18 protein-coding genes and 6 tRNA genes are annotated in these 21,288 nt (G+C 53.0%); 11 read left to right on the top strand and 13 right to left on the bottom strand.

Annotation, left to right across the window (positions count from 1 at the left end; translation table 11 throughout):
• Window positions 1–50 precede the first annotated feature (50 nt).
• Window positions 51–794, bottom strand: a complete 744-nt coding sequence (trmN, locus tag DAQ1742_RS04765; protein ID WP_180706241.1) for a tRNA(1)(Val) (adenine(37)-N(6))-methyltransferase TrmN — start codon at window positions 792–794, stop codon at window positions 51–53.
• 134 nt (window positions 795–928) lie between these two features.
• On the opposite strand from trmN, the gene srmB reads away from it, so the two are divergent.
• Window positions 929–2,275 carry an ATP-dependent RNA helicase SrmB gene (gene srmB, locus DAQ1742_RS04760; protein ID WP_035343634.1) on the top strand — a complete coding sequence of 449 codons (1,347 nt, stop codon included), beginning with the start codon at window positions 929–931 and terminating at the stop codon, window positions 2,273–2,275.
• Between the two features lie 178 nt (window positions 2,276–2,453).
• On the opposite strand, the gene grcA is transcribed toward srmB, so the two are convergent.
• On the bottom strand, window positions 2,454–2,837 hold the full coding sequence (gene grcA / locus DAQ1742_RS04755) for an autonomous glycyl radical cofactor GrcA (protein ID WP_035343637.1): 384 nt from the start codon (window positions 2,835–2,837) through the stop codon (window positions 2,454–2,456).
• Window positions 2,838–3,240: 403 nt separating this feature from the next.
• Between grcA and ung the strand changes: the two genes are divergently transcribed.
• On the top strand, window positions 3,241–3,927 hold the full coding sequence (gene ung / locus DAQ1742_RS04750) for a uracil-DNA glycosylase (RefSeq protein ID WP_035343639.1): 687 nt from the start codon (window positions 3,241–3,243) through the stop codon (window positions 3,925–3,927).
• 181 nt (window positions 3,928–4,108) lie between these two features.
• Here ung and DAQ1742_RS04745 read toward each other — a convergent pair.
• Window positions 4,109–4,184, bottom strand: a tRNA-Ala gene (locus DAQ1742_RS04745).
• A 45-nt stretch (window positions 4,185–4,229) separates the two neighbouring features.
• Window positions 4,230–4,305: transfer RNA gene (locus tag DAQ1742_RS04740), tRNA-Ala, on the bottom strand.
• 365 nt (window positions 4,306–4,670) lie between these two features.
• Between DAQ1742_RS04740 and DAQ1742_RS04735 the strand changes: the two genes are divergently transcribed.
• Entirely contained in the window at window positions 4,671–5,939 is a 1,269-nt protein-coding gene (locus tag DAQ1742_RS04735; protein WP_035343641.1) for an O-acetylhomoserine aminocarboxypropyltransferase/cysteine synthase family protein, read from the top strand.
• 81 nt (window positions 5,940–6,020) lie between these two features.
• Here the strand turns inward: DAQ1742_RS04735 and gltX are convergent, their stop codons facing one another.
• The gene (gene gltX / locus DAQ1742_RS04730) at window positions 6,021–7,436 is read right to left on the bottom strand and encodes a glutamate--tRNA ligase (RefSeq protein ID WP_035343643.1); all 1,416 of its coding nucleotides are present in this window, start codon (window positions 7,434–7,436) and stop codon (window positions 6,021–6,023) included.
• Window positions 7,437–7,755: 319 nt separating this feature from the next.
• Here gltX and DAQ1742_RS04725 point away from each other — a divergent pair.
• The 5 genes from DAQ1742_RS04725 to DAQ1742_RS04705 all read left to right on the top strand — a co-directional run bounded on the left by DAQ1742_RS04725 (window position 7,756) and on the right by DAQ1742_RS04705 (window position 8,931).
• Window positions 7,756–7,831: transfer RNA gene (locus DAQ1742_RS04725), tRNA-Val, on the top strand.
• A 49-nt stretch (window positions 7,832–7,880) separates the two neighbouring features.
• A tRNA-Val gene (locus DAQ1742_RS04720) sits at window positions 7,881–7,956 on the top strand.
• Window positions 7,957–7,999: 43 nt separating this feature from the next.
• Window positions 8,000–8,075: transfer RNA gene (locus DAQ1742_RS04715), tRNA-Val, on the top strand.
• A gap of 7 nt (window positions 8,076–8,082) precedes the next feature.
• Window positions 8,083–8,158 (top strand) — tRNA-Lys (locus tag DAQ1742_RS04710).
• Window positions 8,159–8,496: 338 nt separating this feature from the next.
• The gene (locus DAQ1742_RS04705) at window positions 8,497–8,931 is read left to right on the top strand and encodes a DoxX family protein (protein WP_035343648.1); all 435 of its coding nucleotides are present in this window, start codon (window positions 8,497–8,499) and stop codon (window positions 8,929–8,931) included.
• Window positions 8,932–8,981: 50 nt separating this feature from the next.
• Here DAQ1742_RS04705 and DAQ1742_RS04700 read toward each other — a convergent pair whose 3' ends face one another.
• The 7 genes from DAQ1742_RS04700 to dgt form a co-directional block, all read right to left on the bottom strand.
• Window positions 8,982–9,974, bottom strand: coding sequence for a sulfate/molybdate ABC transporter ATP-binding protein (locus tag DAQ1742_RS04700; protein ID WP_035343650.1), 993 nt, complete (start codon window positions 9,972–9,974; stop codon window positions 8,982–8,984).
• Complete coding sequence (cysW, locus tag DAQ1742_RS04695; RefSeq protein ID WP_035343652.1) at window positions 9,964–10,845, bottom strand: sulfate ABC transporter permease subunit CysW; 882 nt, start codon at window positions 10,843–10,845, stop codon at window positions 9,964–9,966. The genes DAQ1742_RS04700 and cysW overlap by 11 nt, the downstream gene beginning before the upstream one ends.
• A 17-nt stretch (window positions 10,846–10,862) precedes the next feature.
• Entirely contained in the window at window positions 10,863–11,675 is an 813-nt protein-coding gene (gene cysT, locus DAQ1742_RS04690; RefSeq protein WP_035343654.1) for a sulfate ABC transporter permease subunit CysT, read from the bottom strand.
• A gap of 98 nt (window positions 11,676–11,773) precedes the next feature.
• Window positions 11,774–12,778, bottom strand: a complete 1,005-nt coding sequence (locus tag DAQ1742_RS04685) for a sulfate ABC transporter substrate-binding protein (RefSeq protein WP_304412295.1) — start codon at window positions 12,776–12,778, stop codon at window positions 11,774–11,776.
• A gap of 284 nt (window positions 12,779–13,062) precedes the next feature.
• Window positions 13,063–14,220, bottom strand: coding sequence for a CdaR family transcriptional regulator (locus DAQ1742_RS04680; protein WP_035346264.1), 1,158 nt, complete (start codon window positions 14,218–14,220; stop codon window positions 13,063–13,065).
• Between the two features lie 192 nt (window positions 14,221–14,412).
• Window positions 14,413–15,864: a serine endoprotease DegP gene (gene degP / locus DAQ1742_RS04675; RefSeq protein WP_035346267.1), complete on the bottom strand. Its 1,452-nt coding sequence runs from the start codon at window positions 15,862–15,864 to the stop codon at window positions 14,413–14,415.
• 193 nt (window positions 15,865–16,057) lie between these two features.
• Complete coding sequence (dgt, locus tag DAQ1742_RS04670; RefSeq protein ID WP_035343658.1) at window positions 16,058–17,572, bottom strand: dGTPase; 1,515 nt, start codon at window positions 17,570–17,572, stop codon at window positions 16,058–16,060.
• A gap of 139 nt (window positions 17,573–17,711) precedes the next feature.
• On the opposite strand from dgt, the gene mtnN reads away from it, so the two are divergent.
• Both mtnN and btuF read left to right on the top strand, forming a co-directional pair.
• Window positions 17,712–18,422, top strand: a complete 711-nt coding sequence (gene mtnN, locus DAQ1742_RS04665) for a 5'-methylthioadenosine/S-adenosylhomocysteine nucleosidase (RefSeq protein WP_035343660.1) — start codon at window positions 17,712–17,714, stop codon at window positions 18,420–18,422.
• 12 nt (window positions 18,423–18,434) lie between these two features.
• Window positions 18,435–19,304 (top strand): vitamin B12 ABC transporter substrate-binding protein BtuF, encoded by an 870-nt coding sequence (btuF, locus tag DAQ1742_RS04660; RefSeq protein ID WP_083961091.1) that lies wholly within the window; start codon window positions 18,435–18,437, stop codon window positions 19,302–19,304.
• An 81-nt stretch (window positions 19,305–19,385) separates the two neighbouring features.
• Here the strand turns inward: btuF and erpA are convergent, their stop codons facing one another.
• Window positions 19,386–19,730, bottom strand: a complete 345-nt coding sequence (erpA, locus tag DAQ1742_RS04655; protein ID WP_035343663.1) for an iron-sulfur cluster insertion protein ErpA — start codon at window positions 19,728–19,730, stop codon at window positions 19,386–19,388.
• Window positions 19,731–19,969: 239 nt separating this feature from the next.
• Between erpA and hemL the strand changes: the two genes are divergently transcribed.
• The gene (gene hemL, locus DAQ1742_RS04650) at window positions 19,970–21,250 is read left to right on the top strand and encodes a glutamate-1-semialdehyde 2,1-aminomutase (protein WP_035343665.1); all 1,281 of its coding nucleotides are present in this window, start codon (window positions 19,970–19,972) and stop codon (window positions 21,248–21,250) included.
• Window positions 21,251–21,288 lie beyond the last annotated feature (38 nt).

The raw sequence follows: 21,288 nt of genomic DNA, 5'->3' as shown, positions 1-21,288 counted from the left end.
ACCTCAACGACTCGCCCGGCGTGTTGCCGGGCGCTCTTCGCGCACCATTATTACATCGACAGATAGAACCCCTGCGTCAAGGCGCGAAATGACGCAGAGTAATGTCGCTGCGCATCCCGAATCAATAACGTGCTGCGCGTTAACAGCACCGGTTGACGCGCGAGCGACAGCAGTACCCGGTTTACCGGGCGCGCTGGGTTATCAGCCACCTCAACCCATTGTTCAGCCTGCCAGCCCTGTTGTTGTGCCAGCACCAGGAAGGAGGATGCCACCTGTATCGGCAGCACCAGACAAAACCGCCCGTCAGACATCAGTAAGCATTCGGCAGCGTGCAGCAATGCCTGATGGGTTAACGTCGTGGTATAACGCGCTGCCGTACGTTGCTCATCAGCACAAGGCACGGCCGGGTGAAAAATAGGGGGATTGCTGACAATCAGCGAATAACGCCGCTCTGTTTCGTCAGCGTATTTCAGAACGTCCTGATGATGAATGCCTATCCGATACGCCCACGCGGACGCAGCAACATTTTCACACGCCTGCTGGCAGGCAGCCTCATCAAGCTCTACGCCCTCTATGGGCACATCACTGGCGCTGCGTTGCGCCAGCATCAGCGTCATCAGCCCTGAACCACAGCCAATATCCAATATCCGCGACTCATCACGCAAAGGAGCCCAGGCCCCTAACAGCACACCGTCCGTGCCCACTTTCATCGCACAGCGATCGTGGGCGACAAAAAACTGTTTGAAAGTAAATCCCCCGGCGCGGCGTGCCGGTGTATGCTGCGAGGACATCATTGTTACACCATAGATAACCAAACCGAGGGTAGCATAGGAGAAACCCCGGTCGGGGAAAAGCGGCTAATACCGCTGAAACAGATGAACAACCCCACTAATGCGTCTATAATCAGCGCCCCGAACAGAGGTAGACCATGACTGCGACCCATTTTTCCGAGTTTGATCTTGATGACAGCCTGCTTAACGCATTAAGCGATATGGGCTTTAGCCGCCCGACCGCGATTCAGGCTGCGGCCATTCCACCGGCGATGGAAGGGCGCGATGTTTTAGGCTCCGCGCCTACCGGAACCGGTAAAACCGCCGCCTATTTACTGCCGATGCTCCAGCATTTGCTCGATTTCCCGCGTAAAAAATCCGGCCCTCCGCGAATTCTCATCCTCACCCCGACCCGGGAACTGGCGATGCAGGTGGCAGATCAGGCCCGGGCGTTAGCCGCACATACGCATCTGGATATTGCGACTATTACCGGCGGTGTGGCTTATATGAACCACGCAGAGGTGTTCAGCGAGAATCAAGATGTGGTGGTCGCCACCACTGGTCGCCTGCTGCAATACATCAAAGAAGAGAATTTTGACTGCCGGGCCGTCGAAACGCTGATTCTGGATGAGGCCGACCGCATGCTCGATATGGGCTTTGCGCAAGATATCGAACACATCGCAGGAGAAACACGCTGGCGTAAACAAACCCTGCTGTTTTCTGCCACCCTGGAAGGCGACGCCATTAAAGATTTTGCCGAGCGCCTGCTCAATGACCCGGTAGAAGTCGAGGCTGACCCTTCACGGCGCGAGCGCAAGAAAATCCTGCAATGGTACTACCGTGCTGACACCATTGAGCACAAAACTGCACTTCTTGCCCATCTCCTTAAGCAACCTGATGTCACCCGTTCAATTGTGTTCGTGCGCAAACGTGAGCGTGTCCATGAACTGGTGGGCTGGTTGCGTTCGGCAGGTATCGAACCCTGCTATCTGGAAGGCGAAATGGTGCAGGCCAAACGCAATGAGGCCATCAAACGTCTCAGCGAAGGCCGGGTTAACGTGCTGGTGGCAACTGATGTCGCTGCTCGCGGGCTGGATATCGCTGATGTCAGTCATGTTTTTAACTTCGACTTGCCTCGCACAGCGGATACCTATTTGCACCGTATTGGGCGTACCGGTCGTGCGGGCCGTAAAGGCTGTGCGATTTCACTGGTAGAAGCTCATGACCATCTGCTGCTGGAAAAAATCGGCCGTTACCTTAACGAGCCGCTCAAAGCACGCGTGATTGATGAACTACGCCCGACTACGCGAGCCCCCAGCGCCAGGACGACCGGTAAACCCTCGAAAAAAGTGCTGGCGAAACGTAAAGAGCAGAAGCAGAAAGAACAAGAAAAACAAAAAGCGAAAGTAAAAGTACGTCACCGCGACAGTAAAAACATCGGCAAACGACGCCAGCCCAGCACTAAAGCTGATGCTGTGCAGGAAAAAACGCAGCCCAAGCAATGACAGAAGCCTGGGAGCCACCGTTTTAAAACGACAAAGGGGGAATCAGCCCCCTTTTTTGCACGGCAACATACTCTTTCACCTAAAAAAAATCATGCCAGCCATATCTAATGGCTGGCATGACGATCGCCGCTAACGGCACAACTACCACGTATTATCTGCTGTTATGACAGCGCAACCTTTACAGACTTTCAGTAAAGGTACGAGCAATCACATCACGCTGCTGCTCTGAGGTCAGCGAGTTAAAGCGCACGGCATAGCCAGAGACACGAATAGTCAGCTGCGGATATTTTTCCGGGTTTTTCACCGCGTCTTCCAGGGTTTCGCGACGCAGCACATTAACATTCAGGTGCTGACCACCTTCAACACGCACCTCAGGTTTCACTTCCAGCGGCACTTCACGGTACTCGAACTGGCCCAGTTCGCTGATAGCAACGACCTGATCTTCATTGAAATCGGACTTGGCGCAAACACAACGCGCCTGCGATTTTTCCTCATCCAACAACCAGAAAGAATTAACCAGGGCATTGTTGTTTGCTTTGGTGATTTGAATACCTGTAACCATGATTACCTCCATTAAGCGGAGTCATAATGACCCGAACAAAAAACGACGGTTGGTAACAAATAGCTCATGGCATTAACGCTAACGCAAAACCAACCGAATCTGGCTACCTGTATACCAGCCATTCAGGCCATCATCATTGATGCAAATCAATTTTTGCCACCAGTCATTTGACTGCTATTTTATAATCTTTTGTTTTACATCAATTTACCGCATTCCCTGATTGCAATTTTTTTTGTAAATTTTAAAAAAAACAAGTAATGATTGGTTTATGGATGAAAGAAAAAGGGGGGAAGGATTTTCCCTGTAACAGGTTTGACGGTAAGCTTAGGCTTTGAACTGCAAATCAGGCTGCCGGGCAATAACAACCGGAATAACGCCATTGACTGGATTAGGCTCACATCTTATGACCACTTCCCTGACCTGGCACGATGTGCTGGCACAAGAGAAAGAACAACCCTATTTTGCAAACACACTGTCATTCGTTCATCAGGAGCGGGCGGCAGGAAAAGTGATTTACCCGCCACAAAAAGATGTCTTTAACGCATTTCGCTTTACCGAATTTCACGCTGTAAACGTAGTAATACTCGGCCAGGATCCCTATCACGGCCCGAATCAGGCACACGGGCTGTCATTCTCTGTCAGGCCAGGGATACCCGCGCCCCCCTCACTGGTGAATATTTATAAAGAGCTCGCCCACGATATTCCCGGTTTTAGTATTCCTGCGCATGGTTTTTTACAAAGCTGGGCGGAACAGGGAGTGTTACTGCTTAACACGGTGCTTACCGTCGAAGCGGGCAAAGCCCACTCTCATGCCAATTTAGGGTGGGAAACCTTCACGGATAAGGTGATTGATGCGCTCAATACACACCGTGAAGGAATTGTCTTTTTGTTGTGGGGATCACATGCACAGAAAAAAGGCAGCCTTATCGATACACAACGGCATCACGTACTGAAAGCCCCTCACCCGTCGCCACTTTCTGCCCACCGTGGATTTCTCGGCTGCCACCATTTTTCTATGACAAATCAATTATTAGCGCAACAGGGCAAACCACCCATTAACTGGATGCCGCAATTGCCGGACAATACCTAGTCATGAGCGCCATTGTCCTGCACAGCCAGAGAGAGTGGCGCTCTTTAGCTTGACAACAGAAGAGTGGAAATCAATGGGCAGACGGGCAAGGGTCATTGCACTCAGGCATCAACCAGGCAGGCGTGTAACTCATTGAATATGGTGTGATGTATTTGATAAATGGAATACGGAAGAGGGAATTTGGTGGAGCTAAGCGGGATCGAACCGCTGACCTCTTGCATGCCATGCAAGCGCTCTCCCAGCTGAGCTATAGCCCCACAACGCTGATACAGTACCTGCCAAATCGACGCGGGATGAAGATTTGGTGGAGCTAAGCGGGATCGAACCGCTGACCTCTTGCATGCCATGCAAGCGCTCTCCCAGCTGAGCTATAGCCCCATATCCGACACTGTATCGTGTGAACGGGTCGCATCATATGCAACCCCCTAAACCCTGTCAACGCTAAAATCTATTTATCTGACCAACCGCTGAAAAAGCCGCCAAACCATGCGGACGACATCATCACAACCCCCTGTGTTATTTGGCAGTGACACACAAAAATGTCTTTCGTCGAGGTTAATTTAGCAATTAGCTTATGACAAAAAAGTTTTTCTCACTTTTGACAAAAAACCCAACAATGCATCATCCACGATCAGACCGTTACATCGACTCGGGCAAAGCAATATCTGGTGCTGTTCGGTCGCTGACTGGCAAATATGATGCAATGAGTTTCCCTTTAATTTACCCATGGAGTGCCTAAGAGTATGAAAGACGCGACGATTGCCCTGCACCACGGTTTTAAGTCTGACCCGGTAACGAAAGCGGTAGCCGTGCCTATCTACCAAAATGTCGCCTTTGAATTTGATAATGCCCAGCATGGTGCCGACCTGTTCAATCTGGACGTCCCTGGGAATATCTACACCCGCATCATGAATCCAACCAACGACATTCTGGAGCAACGCCTTGCTGCACTCGAGGGCGGTATTGCTGCGCTGGTGGTATCAGCCGGTAGCGCAGCCATCACCTATGCGATTCAAACCCTCACCCGGCAAGGCGACAATATTGTTTCCACGCCACAGCTCTATGGCGGCACCTATACATTGTTTGCCCACATGCTGCCGAGTTTCGGGGTTGAGGTACGTTTTGCCAGCGATGACTCCCCCGAAGCGATTGCCGAACTGATTGATGATAAAACCCGGTTGGTATACTGCGAAAGTATCGGCAACCCGGCGGGTAACATTGTCGATATTGAAGGGCTGGCAAATGTTGCCCACCAGCGCGGCGTTCCACTGGTGGTCGATAATACCGTTGCCTCGCCGGTACTGTGCAAACCCATTTCATTTGGTGCTGACATCGTCGTGCACTCCATCACGAAATATGTTGGCGGCCACGGTAATTCGCTGGGTGGCGTGATTGTTGATGGCGGCACCTTCGCCTGGCATCAATACCCGGAAAAATTCCCTGGGTTGAATCAACCTGAACCGGCCTACCACGGCGTGGTGTATACCGAGACGTTTGGCCCGGCCGCCTTTATTGCCCGGGCTCGTACCGTACCATTGCGTAATACAGGGGCGGCGTTGTCTCCTATGAACGCCTTTTTACTGTTACAAGGGCTGGAAACTTTGTCGCTGCGTATGGAGCGCCATGTGGAGAATGCGCTGAAGGTGGCACACTATCTGCAAAATCACCCGAAAGTTGCGTGGGTGAGCTATGCCGGGTTGCCGGAGCATCCGCATTACGCACTGGCGCAGAAGTATATGAAAGGGACACCTTCGGCCATTTTGTCGTTTGGATTGAAAGAGGGCTACGAGGCGGGAGTTCGTTTTTATGATGCTCTGGCAATATTCAAACGGCTGGTCAATATTGGTGATGCCAAGTCACTGGCCTGCCATCCGGCATCAACCACTCACCGCCAGATGACGCCTGAAGAGCAGGCCAAAGCAGGTGTCAAACCTGAGATGATCCGTTTATCTGTCGGTATTGAGGCCATAGAAGATTTACTCGCAGATCTGGAACAGGCGTTAGGTGCGTGAGCCACGATCAAAGCAGATAAAAAACCCTGGGAAACCAGGGTTTTTTATTGAAGACCACACGGGTAATAACTGAATCAGGAATTATTGCTGGGCTTCACGCTCGCTGATAAACGCCAGTGCCCGGTCAATACGCGCCAGCGTGCGAGACTGACCAATGGCATGAACCGTCACATCGACACCCGGCGACTGGCCTGCGCCGGTCACGGCAACACGCAACGGCATGCCGACTTTCCCCATCCCTTGTTGCAGCTCATCAGCCGTACCCTGAATGGCGTGATGAATTGCTTCTGGTGTCCAGCCAGCGATAGCAGCCAGTTTGCTGCGAACCAATTCCAGCGGCTGACGGGCCACCGGGCGCAGGTGTTTCTTCGCGGCATCGGCATCAAATTCGGCAAACTCTTCATAGAAGTAGCGGCAAGCGCCCGCCATTTCTTTCAGTGTCTTGCAACGCTCGCCAAGCAATGTCACCAGCTCACTCAATTGCGGGCCGGTACGGGTATCAATACCGGCTTGCTCGATATGCCAGGACAAATGCGTTGCCACATATTCCGGCGGCAGGTGATTAATATAGTGGTGGTTCAGCCATTGCAATTTCTCGGTGTTGAATGCGCTGGCCGATTTACTGACGGCATCCAGTGAGAACAGCTGTTTCATCTCATCAATCGAGAAAATTTCCTGATCGCCGTGTGACCAACCCAAACGCACTAAATAGTTCAGCAGTGCTTCCGGCAGGTAGCCGTCATCGCGGTACTGCATGACACCGACTGCGCCATGACGTTTAGACAGTTTCTTACCATCATCGCCCAGAATCATTGATACATGAGCATATTCTGGCACGGGCGCACCCAAGGCCTTGAGGATGTTTATCTGACGTGGTGTGTTGTTGATATGATCTTCACCACGAATGACATGGGTAATTTCCATATCCCAGTCATCGATAACCACACAGAAGTTGTAAGTCGGTGAGCCATCGGTACGGCGGATAATCAAATCATCCAGCTCAAGGTTGCTAAATTCGATCGGGCCACGAATGTTGTCATTAAAGATAACCGAACCGTCCTGCGGGTTACGAAAACGCACAACATGGGGCTCATCGTGAGCATGATGCTGCTGAGAATCGCGGCAGCAACCGTCATAGCGCGGTTTCTCGCCATTTGCCATCTGCTGCTCACGCAGTGTTTCCAGCCGCTCTTTGGAGCAATAGCATTTATAAGCCGAGCCATTCTCCAGCATCTCATCAATTACCGCGTTATAGCGATCAAAGCGCTTGGTCTGGTAATACGGGCCTTCATCCCAGCCCAGATTCAGCCAGTTCATGCCATCCATGATGGCGTCAATCGCCTCTTTGGTCGAACGCTCCAAATCGGTATCTTCAATACGCAGCACGAACTCGCCGCCAAGATGGCGGGCAAACAACCAGGAATACAGCGCGGTGCGGGCACCACCTACGTGAAGATAGCCAGTCGGGCTGGGCGCAAAGCGGGTTTTGATTTTCATTGAGATTACGGCCTTCATTAGACAGCAACGGTCAGTCAATACTGACCCGGATTCCGGGCTGTGCTCCGCCATTAAGGATGAGCGCTATCAGTGCACAACACAGCCTGCATTAAAGTGGGCAATATTCTATCACTCCCCTTCGATTCCTCAACGCCATAACCGCGCCACACCGGCGTTAACACCCGTAAAATATGCAGGTAAGCGACGATAACGCCCAGAAACACGGCATATCGCCTAATTTTACAACGAACAGATGTTTTCGTTTTAAAAAGCGTTGACTCACATTCAACTATCCCTATAATGCGACTCCACACAGCGGGGGTGATTAGCTCAGCTGGGAGAGCACCTCCCTTACAAGGAGGGGGTCGGCGGTTCGATCCCGTCATCACCCACCACTCTTTAACCAAGAGTTGCTCGCTGTGTGAAGTAAGAAGAATTGAGATTGGGTGATTAGCTCAGCTGGGAGAGCACCTCCCTTACAAGGAGGGGGTCGGCGGTTCGATCCCGTCATCACCCACCAATCTCATACCAGCTGTCTTCTTACAGCAATGAAGTACAGAAGTGGGTGATTAGCTCAGCTGGGAGAGCACCTCCCTTACAAGGAGGGGGTCGGCGGTTCGATCCCGTCATCACCCACCACTTCTGCGGGTCGTTAGCTCAGTCGGTAGAGCAGTTGACTTTTAATCAATTGGTCGCAGGTTCGAATCCTGCACGACCCACCAATTACCTCGACCAACCCGGTCAATAACACCATAAGCTACGGCATACCGCCAGTATGCTTTTCTTTTTGTGAAACCTTCCTATTATTGCCCTGAATCTCCTTGCTTTTACCACTGCTAAGCTCATTTCCCCTATCTTGTTAAATTAATCGGTCGATCAACAACGCCAGCCAGCGGCCAGATGTCTTTATCTTATCCTGCACCGCACGCCTCCTTACAATACCGATTCGCCATCACGCAAAATTTTTGATAAGGAACGTCAAATGTATTGGTTTTTTATTCCGTTGCCAAAAGATGACACTAGAGCCCTAATAACATGTATTCCTAATAAGGGTAAGACGATGATAGCAAAAGCCAATAAAATTTTTATCGGTTTAACCGACCACCAGGATGGCGGCAAACTGTTGTTGCGTTTGACTGTCGGTATTCTGTTGCTATTCCACGGCGTGGCCAAAATCGAAAACGGCGTAGGCTGGATCTCAGGAATGCTGGCACAGCATGGCTTACCCGGTTTTATTGCCTACGGTGCCTACATTGGCGAAGTGTTGGCTCCCGTTTTGATTATTCTCGGCGTATTGACCCGTATTTCTGCTGCGGTGGTTGCATTTAACCTGTTGATTGCAACGCTGCTGGTTACGCTTGGCAAATTGTTCACCATCACCAATGTGGGTGCATGGGGGCTGGAAGGAGAGGCGTTCTATTTCCTGTGCAGTCTGGTTATCGTGCTGCTGGGCAGTGGCCGTTACTCTGTGGTGTCGAATGAAGACTACCGTTAACTGAGGCGTATGCCTGGAAAAAACGCCCTGACGGGCGTTTTTTTTTATGGTCAGATTTCCCAATCGTAGTTATAACGTTTCGGCTTAAACTGCACCACATCACCACGGTGCAAATCAGCCAACACCGCATCATCATGTGCGATTTCAGCTTCAATCAGTTCATTATTCCCATCGACCTTCAGCACCAGTCGTGTCAGGGCACCCAGCGGGCGAATATCCTTTACCACTACCGGCTGGTAATCATGCTGAGCCTGTTTGGATAACGACACTTCGTGCGGACGAAACTGAACGACTTTATCCTGCCCGGCCAACTTCAGCCGGTTGCTGTCGCCAAGGAAGTTATAGACAAACTCGGTTGCCGGGCGGTTATACACTTCATCCGGCGTCCCAATCTGTTCAATCACACCTTTATTCATCAGCACAATTCTGTCTGCCACTTCCATGGCTTCTTCCTGGTCATGGGTGACAAACACAGACGTGAGGTTGATCTCCTCATGCAAACGAGACAGCCAGCGGCGTAACTCTTTGCGCACCTTGGCATCCAGTGCGCCAAACGGCTCATCAAGCAGCAGAATGCGCGGCTCGACAATCAGCGCTCTGGCCAGCGCAATGCGCTGACGCTGCCCGCCGGACAACTGTTCCGGGTAACGATCCGCCAGCCAGTCCAATTGCACCATGTTCAGCAATTCATGCACTTTGCTTTCAATTTCACGCTTTGACGGGCGAATGGCTTTCGGTTTCATGCGCAGGCCAAAAGCCACATTGTCAAACACCGTCATATGGCGGAACAGCGCGTAATGCTGGAAGACAAAACCGACATGCCGGTCACGTACATCCTGCCCGGAGACATCTTCACCGTGAAATACGATGTTGCCGCTGTCTGGCGTCTCCAGCCCGGCGATAATGCGCAGTAACGTGGTTTTGCCACAACCCGATGGCCCCAGCAGGGCGACCAATTCACCGCTCTGAATCGACAGGTTTATCTGGTTGAGCGCACGGAACTGACCAAACTGCTTGTTAACGTTTTGAACCTCAATGCTCATTTCCGCTCAACTCCTGCTGTTTCTCGATTTGTTTCGTCAAATGCGCTTCGCTCCACTGGCGAAGCAGCAGCACCACCAGCGACATGATGAGCAACAAGATGGCGACACTAAACGCCGCCACAATATTGTATTCGTTATAGAGAATTTCGATATGCAGCGGCAACGTATTGGTCAGGCCACGAATATGGCCAGACACAACCGATACCGCGCCAAATTCCCCCATGGCACGCGCTGTACACAGCACCACCCCATATACCAACGCCCATTTCACATTCGGCAAGGTAATATACCGGAACATCTGCCAGCCATTTGCCCCCAGCAAACGTGCCGCCTCTTCTTCCTGGCTGCCTTGCTGTTCCATCAACGGGATAAGCTCACGAGCGACATACGGCAAGGTGACAAACATCGTTGCCAGCACAATGCCCGGCACCGCATAGACGATTTCCAGATGATGCTCGGTCAGAAAAGGGTATAGCTTGCTTTGTGCGCCAAACAGCAGCACATACATCAGGCCGGTCACCACCGGCGAAACGGAAAACGGTAAATCCAGTAGCGCCAGCAACAGCGATTTACCGCGAAACTCGAATTTGGTCACGCACCAGGCGATAGCAAGGCCAAATAACATATTGAGTGGCACGGAAATGACGGTCGCCAACAGCGTCAGTTTAAGTGCAGATAATGCATCCGGCTCGCTGATAGCCCGCCAGAACGCACCCAGACCATTGTGCAATCCTTGCGCAACCACCATGATAAGCGGCAGTACCAAAATCAGCACAAACACCAGCCACGCCAGCGATGTCAGCACATAAAAGGCTATCGGACGCTGTGCCGAGTCGGGGCGCACCGATGACACGGAAAGACTCTGATCCATAGACATCCTTTAAACGCCTATAACTTAGGTTGAATACGACGCTGCAACAGATTAATCAGTAACAGCATGATAAATGACACCACCAGCATGAATACCCCGATGCCGGTTGCCCCTTTGTAATCGTACTGATCGAGTTTCGAGACAATCAGCAGCGGCAAAATTTCGGTCTTAAACGGAATGTTACCGGCAATGAACACCACCGAACCGTACTCCCCCACACCACGGGCAAACGCTAACGCAAACCCGGTCAGCCAGGCAGGCAGAATCGCCGGCAACAGCACATGGCGGAAGGTTTGCGACGGGCTGGCCCCCAGACAAGCGGAGGCTTCTTCAATTTCTTTGGGAATATCGGCCAGTACCGGTTGTAGTGTTCGCACCACAAACGGCAAGGTGACAAAAATCAACGCCAGCGTAATACCAAGCCCGGTATAGGCGATGCGAAACGGAAACAGTGAACCGACCAAGCCGTGAGGGGCATACAATGACGTCAAAGCGATGCCCGCCACCGCTGTCGGCAACGCAAATGGCATATCGATCATCGCATCAATAATTTTGCGACCGGGAAAGGTGTAGCGCACCAGCACCCACGCCAACAGCGTGCCCAGCACGCCATTGACAAAAGCTGCCAATAACGCCGTGCCAAAAGACAAACGCAGCGAAAACAGTACCTGGCGGCTGGTAATGAGCTCCCAAAACTGAGGAAGCGTCAGTTGGCTGGCGTATAAAAACATCGCCCCTAACGGAATGAGCACAATCAGCCCCAGATAGCTAAGGCTGAACCCCAGAGTAAGACCAAAACCGGGCATCACCGGTGAAGCACGTCGTGACATAACAAGCCTTTCAATCAAGAAACACCAGTTGCCACACAGGCAACCTACGTGGCAAAACCGCCCCGAAGTGGTGGCGGTTTTGCTGATTAACTCGTTGTTTATTTATTAATTTGCTTAAAGATAGTATCGAAAACACCACCGTCATCGAAGAACTTCGGTTGCGCACTTTTCCAGCCGCCAAACTCGCCATCAATCGTCACCAGTTTGACCGGCGCAAACTGCGATTTAAACTCTTCGGCAATTTTGGCATTACGTGGGCGGTAGAAATTCTGCGCGATGATCCGTTGCCCTTCATCGCTGTACAGATAATTCAAATAAGCATCAGCCTGTTTACGGGTGCCTTTGCGCTCGGCAATTTTGTCTACCACCGCCACCGGGGGTTCCGCCAGAATCGACAGTGAAGGCGTCACGATTTCCAGTTGGTCGCCACCTTGCTCTTTCAGCGACAGATAGGCTTCGTTTTCCCAGGCTATCAGCACATCGCCCAACTGGCGCTGGACAAAGCTAATAGTGGCACCACGGGCACCGGTATCAAGCACCGGCGCATGTTTGTAAAGCTCTGTGACGAATTTCTGTGCGCTTTCATCCGTTCCACCCGGCAAATGGCGGGCATAAGCCCAGGCTGCCAGGAAGTTCCAGCGCGCCCCACCAGAGGTTTTCGGGTTTGGCGTAATGACTTGCACATCCGGTTTTATCAGGTCATCCCAGTCTTTGATATGTTTCGGATTGCCTTTACGTACCAGAAATACAATGGTGGAAGTATAAGGTGTGCTGTTGTCTGGCAGTCTGGCCTGCCATTGCGGGTCAATCAGTTGCTGGTTGAGGTTCAATGCATCAATGTCACCGGCTAATGCCAGCGTCACCACATCAGCCTGCAACCCGTCAATCACCGAACGCGCCTGTTTACCGGAACCACCGTGCGAATTCTTAATACTCAGTTCCTCGCCCGTGGTCTGTTTCCAGTGTTTGATGAAGGCGGCATTATATTGCTGATAAAATTCACGGGTTGGATCATAAGAGACGTTCAACAATTCGGTAGCAGCAGAGGCGGCCCCTGCAAACAATAATGCTGCGCTAGCCAGCGATAATCCCAGACGACGCATTGACATACTTATCACTCCCCTCAAAGTCATTTGCCCGTTGTATCGTCGGGCGAATATGGCACCAGAACCAGCGGCCAGCAATTGTATACCCTGATAATGCAGGTGACCCCATGTTTGGTACCACACATCAGGTTTTATCTCTGAGGCTGACAATAGAGGATAAGGGAGGAGTAAAAAAATACTGTTTCGAGATAATTTATATTATCAGGTTATATTATTTATCACTTATCATCGCATTTGAATCTAAGATGACCGGCAGGCAATAGCGTAGCCGGTCAGCACCATTAATGATCTTCATCAAGTTGCAACGCGACATACAGCAGCAGGCGATCGTCAAAGTTTGCCAGATCCAGGCCGGTCAACTCAGAAATACGATTCAACCGATATTCCAGCGTATTACGATGAACAAACAGCGCTTTGGCTGTCGCTCCGGGCTGTACATTGTGACGAAACCAGGCATGAAGGGTACGACGCAGCAAACCATTGCTGTCCATCGCCTTCAAACGGGCCAGCGGGCGCACCAGCTCATTGGCTTGCCAGCCGCCGCGCAGGCTGTCGAGCAGTACAGGCAACATCAAGTCCTGATAAAAATAGCTGCGCTGTGATGGCATACGCTGTTTACCGACACTCATGGTGGTTCGCGCGGTACGATAAGAGCGGGCAATACTACCCGGGCCGGTAAAATAGTTGCCAAGCGCAACGCGCACCCGTAATCGACTGCTCTCCTCCATACGCGATAACAGGCTGTCAATGCGCCGGCGATGCTCTTCAGCATCCCAGCGGCCGTGGCTATTGAGCGCTGGTTTTAACACCACCATTTCGGTCAGTGACACAATGGCAATCAGGTTGTTACGCTCCGGTGTTGTCAGCAATGTTTGCAGTTGCTGTAACTCGGCCATCGCACTATCAACACCGAGCTGGCCGCTATCCACTTCCACGACGGCAACAACACGCGGCTGATTAAGATCAATCCCCAGGCGTTGCGCCCATTCCATTAATGCCGCTGGTAACTCGTCGGTGCGAATCAGGTTCAGCACCAGTTCCTCACGTAACCGGCTATCCTGCGCCAGCATGTGCAACAGACGAGCCTGCTCCAGCATCATCTCTGCGGTCATGCAGACCAGTTCACCGTATTGGCGCAATTGGCCGGGGTTGCCTGTCAGGCCGATGACCCCGACAATATCACCATCAATCTTTAACGGTAAATTGACCCCTGGCCGCACGCCGTGCAGATGGCGCGCCACGGCATCGTCAATGTCCACCACCCGACCTTGCGATAGCACCAGCAGCGCCCCTTCGTGCAACTCACCAATACGCTCACGATCGCCGCTACCGATAATTCGGCCGCGAGCATCCATCACATTGATATTACTATCAATAATCTTCATGGTACGCGCGACAATTTCCTGCGCCAGCTTGTCATTCAGGTGGTATGACGCCATTTCAACCTCAGAGGATAGTGACAACCGCACCAGCATAACGCGGGATATTGCCTTAGACATTGTGCAATTGAACTAAAATCCGGCTCTCTCACCGGATATGCGGAAGAACTCACAAAAATGGCAGAACGCACCAGACCGGGTGTAAGACCGTATCCAGCCTGGTGCTCAGGCGTCTGTTCTACAAGCAATAGGTTACTGAATCAACAGATAAAGATCGCTATCACCCCGGCGAATATTCAGTGCCATTACCGGGGGCTTACTGTCGATAATTTTGCGCAGTTCCCCCAGATTCTCTATCGGTTGTTGATTTACCCCCAGAATGATATCACCCGGTTTAAGGCCGATGCTCGCTGCGGCAGAATCCGGTTTGACGTTATCGACTTTCACGCCCTTGTGGCCATTTACCTCGGTATTACTCAACCCGGCTCCGGCAATCGCGGAATTAAGGTTGCCTGAGGCCACAGGTGACGGGCTGTTTTGCGCCAGCGTCACCTCAACGGATAACGGTTTCCCTTCACGAATCAGCCCCAGCGTCAATTTACTGCCCACTGGTAAAGAACCAATCTGAGCCCGTAATGCAGAGAAACTGCCTACCGATTTACCATTCATCGACACAATGACGTCACCGGCTTTAATACCGGCTTTTGCCGCAGCAGACTCGGGCCGTATCTGGCTGACAAACGCGCCACGCTGGGCGTCCACTTTCATGGCGCGGGCGAGATCGGAATTCAGTTCCGTGCCCATAATGCCAAGCTCACCACGTTTCACTTCGCCAAATTCCACCATCTGGCTGGTCAGATTTTTCACAATATTGCTGGGGATCGCGAAACCGATACCAATGTTGCCACCGCCCGGTGCCAGAATGGCGGTATTCAGGCCAATTAACTCGCCACTTAAATTCACCAGCGCACCACCGGAGTTGCCGCGGTTAATGGCGGCATCGGTCTGAATGAAGTCTTCGTAGTTTTCGATATTAAGGCCACTGCGACCCAATGCCGAGATGATGCCGGAGGTAGCGGTTTCGCCCAAGCCGTAAGGATTGCCGATGGCAACGGCGTAATCGCCTACCCGGAGTTGATCGGAGTCGGCCAGTTTCATTTCCGTCAAATTGCCGAAATCCTGCAATTGGATCAGCGCCACATCGGAGCGCGGATCTTTACCGATTATCTTTGCCTCATACTTGCGGCCATCGCTCAAACGCACCTGAATCTTATCGGCGTTGTCCACCACATGGTTGTTGGTGACAACATAACCTTTGGCAGCATTGATGATGACCCCGGCCCCCAGCGCCTGAAAGGTCTGCTGTGGCGCACTCCCAGCGGCATCGTCCTGTGTCTCATCATCCTCTGCACCCTGGCACATCGGCGAAGACTGGAAAGGCGACCCTTCCTGACAAAACGGAGAGTTCTCACCCGAAAGCGGCGGTAATGGTGGCTGTGCATGCGCTTGCGAAGACGCTGCATGGCCTTCAACAGAGATATTGACCACCGAGGGCATCACTTTTTCCAGCATCGGAGCCAGGCTCGGCAATTGAGAAGAGGACGACGAAACGGTTTGTGCCGCAACTGCCACACCGGGCACGCTGCCTGCCGCTATCGCCAGACTGAGTGCCAGTGCACTGAGCATCAAGGGTTTTCTTTTCATCGTAATATTCATCGCAAAGTGTCTCACATTCAGTGAATCTCAGAGTCTCAACCGGCCGGTGCTGACCACCGCGTGCGGCCATCAGCCCGTATTGACTCACTATGCTCAACAGCACCGACTTCGCGCAATACGGTGAAGAGTAAGGAAATATTGAGCCTGTTTACAAAACACAGGCCCATACTTACCCGGTAAATCAGTTGACTGCCATCAACCGACGGTACTCATCATAGGCATACAAATCGGTCATTCCACTGATGTAATCGAGTATCAGGCGGGCGCGATAATAGTATTCCCAGATAGCCTGTTCAGCCCCGGACAACGCAGACAAGGTGCGAGTTGCCTCACGATAAGCGTGGCAATGCTTGCTGGAAAGTTTGTGGTATAAGCGCGTTTCAATCGGGTAGCGCGGGTGGGTGTCATCGGCAACCAGTTGGCAGAAATCGGCATACGGCATGTGCAACAACGGGCTGTAAATATCCAGTAATCCGCTGATAATGCGGTCACCCTGCAACTCCAGTTGCTCCACCTCATGGTGGTTAAAAACGAACTTTCTGGCGACATCTTTAAAAATCTTTAATAATCGCCCGTAGTCATCTTTGTTCTCTTCTAACAGCGAATGATTGAAACTGCCGTCATACAGGGCGGGCAGATGTTCAATAAAACGCCGGGTGACATACCCCACCAATGTGTTGACCACGTTCACCCGCAGTTTCATAAAAAACTGGTCGCTGTCACTGCGCCCTTGCATGTGCTGGCGCTCGGCATAGGCCCGTTCAATGGTGCGGCTAAAGACATCTTTTTCCGAGCGAGCGCCCCAGGCCTGCTCCAGCCGCTCATACAATTGCGGATAGGTCACGATTTTCTTCTCTACCGCATCTTCCAGATCGGCAATGCAGTACGAGATATCATCCGCCGCCTCCATAATGTACGTCAGCGGGTGGCGATGAAACTCCCCCATTCCCAGTTCGCGGCGCAGCTGGTTTACAAACACTTCCTCTGAAAGATAGAAACCCGGCTTTTTCATCAGGTAGCTGTACTGTTCCGGTACAGGCTGTGCCCAATAGGCCGGACGGGTGTATTTCAGGATGCAGGCAACCTGCGCGTAAGTCAGGTTCAGTTTCAGCAACGAATGCACCAGCCGAATGGCCTGTGCGTTACCTTCAAAATGGCTTAAGTCGTGGCGAATCTGGCTGCGCAGTGCATTTAACGGGTCTTGCGCATCATCGCACCGCAGGCAGTCCACCTGGCAGCCGTCCTTTCGCCCCGATAACAATGCATTTTCAGGAACCAGTCGCTGACGAAACCACTTGTTAATCGCTGCTTCGCCAAAATGCCCGAACGGCGGGTTGCCGATGTCATGCATCAGGCACGCCATCTCTATCAGGCTCTCAAACGGTGACTCCAGGCCGCTTAACCCTAGCGCCTCAAGCCTGCCGCTTTTGCGCAGTTGCCCTAAAACCTCTTTAGCGATATAGCGCCCGACCTGTTGCACCTCCATCGAGTGTGTCAGACGTGAGCGCACTGCTGCATTGCGCTCTAGCGGGAACACCTGCGTTTTTTGCTGTAAGCGGCGAATGGCCGCTGAATTGATAATGCGCCCGCGGTCGCTTTCAAACTCCCGCTCAATGGCACTGGCCTCGGTTTTTTCTTTCGGCTTACTAAACGGCCGTTGAAAACGGATTTTTTTCGCGAAATCGATATCAGGCATACTGCTCTCCCTGTTATGCCCCGATTAAGGCGGGAAGCCTCAGTGATAGCATGTCGCCATCGCAGGCACAATCGCCGCTCACCCCAAGCCATGCTAGACTGGATGTTTGTTACTGTTCATCTATTCGGTGGGGAATTCTATGAAAGTTGGCATTATTGGCGCAATGGAGCAAGAGGTAACGCTGTTAAGAGAGCAAATCCAGCACCGCCAGACGCTTCAACGCGCAGGGTGTGAAATCTACAGCGGCCAGTTGCATGGCGTTGAGGTCGCGCTGCTGAAATCCGGTATCGGCAAAGTGTCTGCTGCGCTTGGTACAACTCTGCTGCTTGAACACTGCCAGCCGGACGTGGTTATCAATACCGGCTCTGCCGGAGGCCTTGCCGCGTCACTGCGTGTTGGCGATATCGTTGTCTCTGATGAAGTGCGCTATCACGATGCCGATGTCACCGCTTTCGGCTACGAACCCGGCCAGATGGCCGGCTGCCCGGCGGCCTTTAGCGCAGATGAAAAACTCATCACGCTGGCGCAAAACGCCATTGCGCATTTACAGCTTAATGCGGTACGCGGGCTGGTGGTAAGCGGGGATGCCTTTATCAACGGTAAAGAGCCGCTGGCACGCATCCGCCAGACCTTCCCACAGGCTATCGCCGTTGAGATGGAAGCCACTGCTATCGGCCATGTTTGCCACCAGTTTGGCGTGCCGTTTGTGGTGGTACGCGCCATTTCCGACGTGGCGGATCAAGCATCTCATTTGAGCTTCGATGAGTTTCTGGCAACGGCGGCACAACAATCCTCTCGTATGGTGGAAACGATGCTGCAAGCGCTGGCACAACCGCACACCGCTGGCTGATAAGCGTACATCATGTGGCAAAAGCCGTCCCGGCAACAACCCGGTATTATCTCTGCGCTCTTGTTTGCGGTGCTGGTGTTATGCCAGAGCGCCGCACACGCACAATTCATTGCACAGCGGGTGGTAAGCCTGGCCCCTCATGCGACAGAAATGGCGTTCGCCGCCGGGCTGGGGGAGCAGTTAGTCGGCGTCAGCGCCTGGTCGGATTATCCTGCCGCAGCAGCGAATATTGAACAGATCGCAAACTGGCAAGGGATTAATCTGGAACGCATTGTGGCACTCAAGCCTGATTTGGTGCTGGCATGGCGTGAAGGTAACGCGCGGCGGCCGCTGGAGCAGTTGGCCGCCCAGGGCATCACCATCCGCTATCTTGACCCGGTTACGCTTGACGATATTCCCCGCGAACTTGAAGAACTGGCACAATACAGCGCCCACCCTGAGCAGGCCAGACAAGCCGCACAGCGCTTTCGTGAACAGCAGCAAATGCTGGCACAGCGTTATCAAAACAGGCAAAACGGTACAGCCGCTGAACCGCTAAGGGTGTTCCTGCAATTTGGCAGCCAGCCACTGTTTACCTCGTCTGGCGCAACGCTGCAAAGCCAACTGGTCAGCCTGTGTGGTGGCCGCAATATTTTTGCAGACAGCCCGGTCGCCTGGCCGCAGGTCAGCCGTGAGCAGGTCATCCGCCGTCAGCCACAGGCGATTATCGTCAGCGGCACGCCGGAGATGGCCGCTCAGGTCCGCACCTTCTGGCAACCGCAATTGAACGCCCGTCTGGTCGCTGTTAATCAGGATTGGTTTAGCCGCACCGGCCCAAGGCTGATGCTGGCCGCCGCCGACCTGTGCTCGCAGTTAGCGGCATTATCGCCCTCTTCGCCATAAAGCGACCAAAGACAAAATTCATCCAATAAAAAACCCGTGCAGCCAAGGCACGGGTTTTCTCCACGTCAACGGGGTGGCGAGTCAGATACTGAATGAAGAGCCACAGCCGCAGGTGGTTTTCGCATTCGGGTTACTCACCACGAAGCGGGAGCCTTCCAGCCCTTCGGTATAATCCACCGAGCCACCAATCAGATATTGCAGGCTCATGGGGTCAACCACCAGAGACACACCTTGTTTCTCGATGGTCATATCCCCGTCATTCACCTTGTCGTCAAAAGTGAAGCCGTACTGAAAACCGCTGCAACCGCCGCCGGTGATATAAACCCGCAGTTTCAGTTCAGGATTTTCTTCATCGGCAATCAGGAGTTTCACCTTATTCGCCGCCGCTTCGGTAAATTGCAGAGGCAGTGCTACGTCATCGCTCATCTTCTTACTCCCAATTATCAGGCGCGGTTTAGCGCCCTGGTTATCGGTTTATTATCCAACAGCACCCGACAACGTTCAAGATTTGATCCCAATGCCAGCGGAAACTGGATGACCCGACACCAGCGAGCACCGTTATCATCCACCGCAACAGGCATAATGTCTGCACAGCGATTTCACAACCGTTGCCAGATGATTAGAATGAACGCCTTTCGCTATGCCCATCGAATCAGGAAGCTGCAATGAACAAATCAGAACGTCTGTATGCCGAAGCCCGGCAGGTTATCCCCGGCGGCGTGAACTCGCCGGTGCGTGCGTTTAACGGTGTCGGCGGCGTGCCGCTGTTCATCGAACGGGCCGAAGGGGCCAGACTCTACGATGCAGACGGCAACGCCTATATCGACTATGTTGGCTCGTGGGGGCCGATGATCCTCGGGCATAATCATCCGGCGATTCGTGATGCGGTAGTGGCCGCCGCCGAACGCGGCCTGAGCTTCGGTGCACCAACCGAAATGGAAGTGAAAATGGCGCAATTGGTGACATCGCTGATGCCTGGCATGGACATGGTACGCATGGTGAACTCCGGTACTGAAGCCACCATGAGCGCCATCCGTCTGGCGCGCGGGTTTACCGGGCGCGATAAAATCATCAAATTCGAAGGCTGTTACCACGGCCATGCCGACTGCCTGCTGGTCAAAGCCGGTTCCGGCGCGCTGACGCTTGGCCAGCCCAACTCACCGGGCGTTCCGGCGGATTTCGCCCGTCACACGCTCACCTGCGTCTACAACGATCTGGATTCCGTGCGCGCCGCCTTTGAGCAGTACCCGAAAGAGGTCGCCGCCATCATCGTCGAACCGGTGGCCGGTAACATGAATTGCATTCCGCCACTACCGGCGTTTCTGCCGGGGTTACGTGCGCTGTGCGATGAGTTCGGTGCGCTGCTGATCATCGATGAAGTGATGACCGGTTTTCGCGTCGCGTTAAACGGCGCGCAGGGGCATTATGGCGTGCAGCCGGATCTCACCTGTCTGGGTAAAATCATCGGCGGCGGCATGCCGGTTGGCGCATTTGGCGGCCGCCGGGATGTGATGCAAGCGCTGGCACCGACAGGGCCGGTCTATCAGGCCGGTACGCTCTCCGGCAACCCGGTTGCCATGGCCGCCGGGTTTGCCTGCCTGAGCGAAGTGGCCAAACCGGGTGTGCATCAGCAGTTGACGGCGCTGACCACCCGGCTTGCCGAAGGGTTGCTGGCCGCTGCGCGCGAGCAGCACATTGCGCTGGTGGTGAACCATGTCGGCGGCATGTTCGGTATTTTCTTTACCGATTCCGCCAGCGTGACCTGCTATCAGGACGTGCTGAAATGCGATGTGGAACGCTTTAAACGCTTCTTCCATCTGATGCTGGCAGAAGGCGTCTACCTCGCACCGTCTGCTTTTGAAGCCGGGTTTATGTCACTTGCGCACAGTACACAAGACATTGATGCCACCATTGAAGCGGCCCGCCGCTGTTTTGCCCAACTCTAATTCGCACATCAGCAATAAAAAAACGCCCGGCGAATCGC

It is taken from the genome of Dickeya aquatica, from assembly GCF_900095885.1.
Lineage (GTDB): Bacteria > Pseudomonadota > Gammaproteobacteria > Enterobacterales > Enterobacteriaceae > Dickeya > Dickeya aquatica.
Note: the sequence above shows the minus strand (reverse complement) of the source record. Positions and strands in the feature narration are given on the sequence as shown.

Excerpts from the sequence above, each read along its gene's own strand:
- DAQ1742_RS04685 (WP_304412295.1), bottom strand. The coding sequence starts at position 12,778 with ATGCGTCGTCTGGGATTATCGCTGGCTAGCGCAGCATTATTGTTTGCA.
- DAQ1742_RS04705 (WP_035343648.1), top strand. The coding sequence starts at position 8,497 with ATGATAGCAAAAGCCAATAAAATTTTTATCGGTTTAACCGACCACCAG.
- dgt (WP_035343658.1), bottom strand. The coding sequence starts at position 17,572 with ATGCCTGATATCGATTTCGCGAAAAAAATCCGTTTTCAACGGCCGTTT.
- mtnN (WP_035343660.1), top strand. The coding sequence starts at position 17,712 with ATGAAAGTTGGCATTATTGGCGCAATGGAGCAAGAGGTAACGCTGTTA.
- erpA (WP_035343663.1), bottom strand. The coding sequence starts at position 19,730 with ATGAGCGATGACGTAGCACTGCCTCTGCAATTTACCGAAGCGGCGGCG.
- btuF (WP_083961091.1), top strand. The coding sequence starts at position 18,435 with ATGTGGCAAAAGCCGTCCCGGCAACAACCCGGTATTATCTCTGCGCTC.
- srmB (WP_035343634.1), top strand. The coding sequence starts at position 929 with ATGACTGCGACCCATTTTTCCGAGTTTGATCTTGATGACAGCCTGCTT.
- DAQ1742_RS04735 (WP_035343641.1), top strand. The coding sequence starts at position 4,671 with ATGAAAGACGCGACGATTGCCCTGCACCACGGTTTTAAGTCTGACCCG.
- grcA (WP_035343637.1), bottom strand. The coding sequence starts at position 2,837 with ATGGTTACAGGTATTCAAATCACCAAAGCAAACAACAATGCCCTGGTT.
- degP (WP_035346267.1), bottom strand. The coding sequence starts at position 15,864 with ATGAAAAGAAAACCCTTGATGCTCAGTGCACTGGCACTCAGTCTGGCG.
- cysT (WP_035343654.1), bottom strand. The coding sequence starts at position 11,675 with ATGTCACGACGTGCTTCACCGGTGATGCCCGGTTTTGGTCTTACTCTG.
- gltX (WP_035343643.1), bottom strand. The coding sequence starts at position 7,436 with ATGAAAATCAAAACCCGCTTTGCGCCCAGCCCGACTGGCTATCTTCAC.
- DAQ1742_RS04700 (WP_035343650.1), bottom strand. The coding sequence starts at position 9,974 with ATGAGCATTGAGGTTCAAAACGTTAACAAGCAGTTTGGTCAGTTCCGT.
- ung (WP_035343639.1), top strand. The coding sequence starts at position 3,241 with ATGACCACTTCCCTGACCTGGCACGATGTGCTGGCACAAGAGAAAGAA.
- trmN (WP_180706241.1), bottom strand. The coding sequence starts at position 794 with ATGATGTCCTCGCAGCATACACCGGCACGCCGCGCCGGGGGATTTACT.
- hemL (WP_035343665.1), top strand. The coding sequence starts at position 19,970 with ATGAACAAATCAGAACGTCTGTATGCCGAAGCCCGGCAGGTTATCCCC.
- DAQ1742_RS04680 (WP_035346264.1), bottom strand. The coding sequence starts at position 14,220 with ATGGCGTCATACCACCTGAATGACAAGCTGGCGCAGGAAATTGTCGCG.
- cysW (WP_035343652.1), bottom strand. The coding sequence starts at position 10,845 with ATGGATCAGAGTCTTTCCGTGTCATCGGTGCGCCCCGACTCGGCACAG.